The sequence below is a fragment of the Oleiphilus sp. HI0123 genome (assembly GCF_001635315.1).
Genome location: NZ_LWGE01001768.1, coordinates 1 through 4,815, shown reverse-complemented (window position 1 = coordinate 4,815; position 4,815 = coordinate 1). Strand labels below are relative to the sequence as shown.

Below are 4,815 nucleotides of genomic sequence, written 5' to 3'. Positions count from 1 at the left end.
GAGTACGACATTGTCTTCTAGCATTGCTCGCGCCATTTGGTGACTCACGCCTTTATGCTTTCTGATCTCTGTCATTGGGATGACATAGCGTTCACGTGCTTCGTCTGGGTCGACGATCTGAATATCACTGGAAAGCGTGACACCCTGAGCACTCGCGACTGCTTTAATTTCATCGGGATTGCCTATTAGTATGCACTGAGCTAACTCTCGCTCGTGGCAAGCGATAGCAGCGCATATAGTTCTTGGTTCATTGCCTTCAGGTAATACGATTGTCTTCGCTGCACTGCGTGCATTTTCAGATAACTGGTAGCGAAATGCCGGCGGAGAAAGGCGTGTTGCGCGTTCTTTATCGCAGTGTAGTTTGAGCCAATCTATATCCAGATGGTCGGCAACAGTCGTCATTACCTCATCCATTCTATTTAAATCATCTAGCGGAACTTTATTTTCAAGCTTGGATAATGCAACAGCGGTTTCAAAGGTGTCATGATGCGTACTAAGCAGTGGTAAACCGTTTTGAAGTGCAGGGCGGCAGAAATCGAGAATACTTTGGTCGGGCTGGTAGTTACCCGTTAACACGATACCCGCTAAAGGAAGGCCATTTTGTACAGCCATGCCAGCAGCAAGTAGCACGTCACTTCTGTCACCGGGCGTTACTAGTAGACAGCCAGGGGTTAGTGCGCTGACAAGGTTGCTGACACTACGAGCGCAAATGGCTATCCTCGTAACCCTTCGTGTACGCAAAAGCTCTTCGTTACCCGTTCCAGGTAAGACCTTCATTTGTAGCTCATTTGCGATATCAAAGACTCGCGGCGCCTGTAAAGCCGGTACAAGGGGTATCTGGCCTATAGAATGAAAACTTTCACTAAGCACTGTGGATGCTTCTATTAAGGTGCTGGTGCTGAGTAGTTGTTGGCAGTTTTCGACCTCTGTTGCTTCGGTGAGCGAAATCGCATCATCGTGCAGTTGTTTGGCGTTTTGTGCGCAGCCTACTTTATTCAAAATACAGCCAATGACACCGGCTTTAATTGAGGAGAATACGCTCAAGGATGTTTTTAGGTGGTCATCGAAGGTATCAACTGAACAATTGCTTGGCAAGGAGGTCATTGGCACAAGCAGAATGATTTCTGCGTCGAGACTGTTTGCCATTTCCTTATTGAGCACGCTGGTATGAGCTTCGTCTGTTGTTGGAACGATTCCTTCAATGATTATTACATCGTACAGCTTTTTTATCTTATGGAAGTTTTCGATTACTTCTTCCATAAGAAGGTCTTTGTCGCCGCGTGTAAGGTAATCTTGTGCTGTCTTCAGTGGAATAGGCTTTGGGCTGTCGATATGATTGATTGCATTAGCAAAGTGGACGGAGTGATCGGGGCGGCTTTGGGTAATTTGTGTAATCGGCTTAAAAAAACCAACTCTTACACCTATCTGGTCAAGCGCTCTGAGTAGGCCAAGGCTGACGGATGTTAAGCCGGCATTTTTAGCGGTTGGTGCAATAAAAAATGACTTAGACATATTAGACTTTCCTTAAATCTGTTCTCAAATATTCTAAGGGTTTGAGAGCATAATGGTTCGTTGCAATAGCTGGTAGAAGTGGCCGCATAGCATTTGTTATATTAGCGATAGAGTGTCTTCTACAATCATAGCTTCTTCGTCAGTTGGGATGACGAGTACCGGGATAGATTGGTCTTCATGAATAGAAAGCCCGTTGTAGCATTCGTTACGTGAAGAAGGCTGATTGTTTGCTGCATGGTTAATAGTAAAGCCGAAAATTGACAAGTGTTTGACAATTTTTTGCCTAACGACAGCTGAGTTCTCGCCAATTCCACCGGTGAACACCAGTGCATCTATTTGTTCTAGTGAGGCCATCATGCCGGCCAGGTGTTTGGCAGCTCTAAAGCAAAATACCTCCAAAGCAAGTTTGCATTGGGTATGACCTTCATCTGCCTTCTCACAAATTGTGCGCATATCGTTGCTCAGCTCAGATATACCGAGTAAACCGCTTTGCTTGTTTAGGAGTTCGGATATCTCCTCGGGCGAGTAATTCTGACTGATTAGAAAGTCAAAAATACCTGGGTCTATGTCGCCAGATCGGGTGCCCATTACAAGCCCTTCAAGTGGGGTCATGCCCATACTTGTATCAGCGCTTTTACCGTTTTTTATTGCCGCAACACTTGCGCCGTTACCCAGGTGAGCGGTAATAATGTTTAGCTCTGGCAATGACTTATTTATCGTTTCAGATGCACGCTTAGCAATATAGCGGTGACTGGTACCGTGAAAACCATAGCGGCGAACATTATGTTCAGAATAAAGCTTGTAGGGTAGTGCGTAAGTATAAGCTTTGGCTGGCATTGTTTGATGGAATGCCGTATCAAATACTGCAACTTGTGGGAGATTAGGGTGCAGCACTTGTAAGCTCTCGATACCCACTATATTGGCTGGATTATGCAATGGAGCAAGGGGGATGCAGGCTTTGATCTGCTCAAGTACTTGTTCGCTAATCACAACAGATTCGCTAAAGATATTACCGCCGTGAACAACTCTATGTCCGATGGCCTTGAGTTCTTCTTTGATTGGAAAGTGCCGAGCAAGTTTCTCTATTGCTGCTTGTAGGGCAAGCGCATGGCTGTTGCCAAGTTCCGAAGATAGGTTTAATAAGAGGGTTTCTTTCTCACCTGGGTGCTTAACAGTAAGTTTGCCTTCTGTCTGATTAAGCGACTCTGCCAAGCCTTCTGCGAGAAGGCTTGTTTCAGGGTGGGTTGAGTAGAGTGCAAACTTTAAAGATGAACTGCCACAATTGATAACAAGAATAAGGGAGTTAGCCATGCTAAATAAACGTTTCCTAAGTTTATTGGGGTGGCCTGAGTACTAATTCTCTGCAGAAATTTCCAAGGCCTTTCGAGATGATTCGAAATAGATCTCATTGATTTGTTTAGCATTTAACTCGAATTTGGCTAATGCTGTCCAGTCTAACTTTTGCCATTCAGACTGTTCAAAGGCAATTGTGGTGGATAGGGCAAGTCCGGCATTACCTTTTAATAGAGTGAGCGCATCATTTATTCCCGGTGCTAATGAAATATGAGAGACGATATCGCTTAGTGATTGATCAAAAAATGCATCAAGGCAAGAAAGCAGGCCGACGGTGTAAAACTGGTCTTTTAGGCTTGGTTCAATATATTCCGATAGCCTTTCACACATTAGTGCACGTACCAGCGCCATATAGTGCAGCGCTTCGGGCTTGTCGTCCAACTTGCTTAATGCCAGCAAGCTGGCCCAGCTCTTAATTTTATCTATGCCCAGTAAGGTGACTGCCTTGTGAATAGAGTCGATGGTGTTGCTTCGTTTAAAGGCGGCAGAGTTAATTAGCTTGAGAAGCTTGAAGCTTAGTGCCGGGTCTCGGGAAATAATGGAGGTTAAGCCATCCATATCAATCTCGGGTGCTTGAATTTCAGAAATTAGGTTAATTATTGCCATTTTTCCTGCAGCGATTTTCTTACCTTTAATTATCTCGGGCTTGGATAAAAAATAGCCTTGGAAGAGGTCGCAGCCAAGTTCGTGGCAGCGCTTAAATTGCTCAGGTGTTTCGATCTTTTCCGCCAGAAGAGTTACGTCATGCTGCTTAAGGTTTTTAATAGTTGCCTGTAATTCATCATCGTCCATTTCAGGTAGTTCTAGTTTAATAATGTCTACCAGTGGCAATATGCGTTGATAACGTTCATCCATAATAAAGTCATCAAGTGCTAGCGTGAAACCGCGTTGTTTAAGCTTTTTTAGGCTGGAAACAACCTTGTCTGTAATTTCGATATTTTCCAGTACTTCTATTACCACCGTATCAGGGTTGAATAGTGGTGGGTTATGCAGGAGTTCAGCAGTAAAATTGACATAGGCAGGCAGGTTATTCGTAATGCTTGATATATCGCTTTCTGTAAATAAATTAAGTAAAACCCGTGACGTTGCTAGGTTGCCATCAAAGCTACTAATGGGGGTGTCGCATTCACTGCGAAAGAGTAGCTCGTAACCAGTGACTGTTTTTGAACGGTCGTAAATTGGTTGTCTGGCAAGTAATACGTCGTTTTTATCGGTCATACTTTGTCTCAATAGAAAATCCCTAAATCGCACCAAAACTTGTTCGGATAAGTTGGGCGCGTAGTTTGTCTATAAGCAGTTTAGTTGACGCGGGTAAAAACAGGTGGAAAATGGTGCAAAAAAACGTAAAAAGATTGGGTTGGTATCTATATCTAGGGGGAGACTAAGTTCTTGGAAGTATTCGAGAGGTATTGGAGAAGTTAAGAAGGAAAATGGCGTCCCCTAGGGGAGTCGAACCCCTGTTACCGCCGTGAAAGGGCGGTGTCCTAGGCCTCTAGACGAAGGGGACGCAACTGCTTCTCCGTCGAAGTGGCGCGTATACTAGAGAAGAGGCTCGACCAAGTCAACACTTTAAATAAAAAACTATTCAATTTGTTGTAAGCAAGCTTTGAGATTGTTTGCAGTGAGGTCAAATGCTGCAAGAGTGCCCTTACGTTTTATTAGATTTTGGTACTGTTTTAATACTTTATGATGCGTAGTAGGAATCTGAGCTTCTAATTTTTCTTGCGAAAGTCCCTGGTCGATGAGCAGGATAATCTCGAATCGAAGTTTGTTTTCACCAGAGCAAAAATAGTATGCGTGCTCGGCCAAATCTATGGCGGGTAGACCTTTGTTCTTGTATACAAGAGTTGAACAGCGGGCAAAATTTGTGTTGATATCGGAATAGGCGTTTAACGTACCAATATCTTTGGCCAGTTGATACACATACTCGACGCGCTTACGGGCTTTTCT

At 44.1% G+C, this 4,815-nt stretch carries 4 protein-coding genes and 1 tRNA gene; all 5 read right to left on the bottom strand.

The genetic code is table 11. The features are described 5' to 3' along the window. A partial coding sequence (gene pta / locus A3761_RS23855; RefSeq protein ID WP_068751042.1) for a phosphate acetyltransferase occupies positions 1-1,512 on the bottom strand: 1,512 nt, incomplete at its 3' end. A gap of 96 nt (positions 1,513-1,608) precedes the next feature. Further along, complete coding sequence (locus A3761_RS23850; protein WP_068553236.1) at positions 1,609-2,823, bottom strand: acetate/propionate family kinase; 1,215 nt, start codon at positions 2,821-2,823, stop codon at positions 1,609-1,611. 42 nt (positions 2,824-2,865) lie between these two features. Further along, positions 2,866-4,083, bottom strand: a complete 1,218-nt coding sequence (locus tag A3761_RS23845) for an EAL and HDOD domain-containing protein (protein WP_068553238.1) — start codon at positions 4,081-4,083, stop codon at positions 2,866-2,868. A gap of 213 nt (positions 4,084-4,296) precedes the next feature. Further along, positions 4,297-4,372: transfer RNA gene (locus A3761_RS23840), tRNA-Glu, on the bottom strand. A gap of 74 nt (positions 4,373-4,446) precedes the next feature. Beyond that, positions 4,447-4,815 (bottom strand): hypothetical protein (locus A3761_RS28185; protein WP_197473221.1); only part of this gene is annotated, 369 nt, incomplete at its 5' end.

Coding starts and splice junctions, on each gene's coding strand:
- A3761_RS23850 (WP_068553236.1), bottom strand. CDS start 2,823: ATGGCTAACTCCCTTATTCTTGTTATCAATTGTGGCAGTTCATCTTTA.
- A3761_RS23845 (WP_068553238.1), bottom strand. CDS start 4,083: ATGACCGATAAAAACGACGTATTACTTGCCAGACAACCAATTTACGAC.